The sequence below is a fragment of the Paractinoplanes toevensis genome (genome assembly GCF_018332695.1).
Classification (GTDB): Bacteria; Actinomycetota; Actinomycetes; order Mycobacteriales; family Micromonosporaceae; genus Actinoplanes; species Actinoplanes toevensis.
Map to the genome: position 1 here is coordinate 1 of NZ_BOQN01000171.1, position 531 is coordinate 531.

Sequence of the window (531 nt, forward strand, 5' to 3'; positions counted from 1 at the left end):
CTACTTCAGCGGGATCTTCACCCCGGCGGTGAACATCGACTCGTGCAGCACCACCGAGGTCAACTTCGTACCGACCGGAACGTCGAAGACGAGCTTGCCCTTCACCGAGTTCCCCGGGTTGATCTGCTCCAGGAAAACCGACGACTCGCCATTCGCGAAGATCCCGGCGCCGCTGTCGACCGAGTACACGTTGCCGCTCGCGTCGGTCGCCTGCTGCGACGAGTCCAGGAACGTCTCGGCGGTGCCGGCGGTGTTCTTCACGGTGATGCTGACCAGGCAGAACTCTCCCTGCGCCCGGTCGCTGACGGGTTCGGACCCGACCTGGTCGAGACCGCACCGCATTCCGGTGACCGTGAACTGAAACTTCCCGTCGACGATCGGCTTGCCCAACTGCCCGGCGACCGCGTTCCTGCCCTGCTGGTTGTCGTCGAGGTCGCCCGCCACCTTCGCCGTGCCACCCAGCACGACTGTGAACAGCCCGGCACAGCCGAGGGCGCCGACGGCGAAAACGCCGAGCACGATCCACGGCCA

At 65.9% G+C, this 531-nt stretch carries 1 protein-coding gene; it reads right to left on the reverse strand.

The window, feature by feature from the left end; all coding sequences use genetic code 11:
- Positions 1-531 (reverse strand): DUF4352 domain-containing protein (locus Ato02nite_RS48675; protein WP_213013550.1); only part of this gene is annotated, 531 nt, incomplete at its 5' end.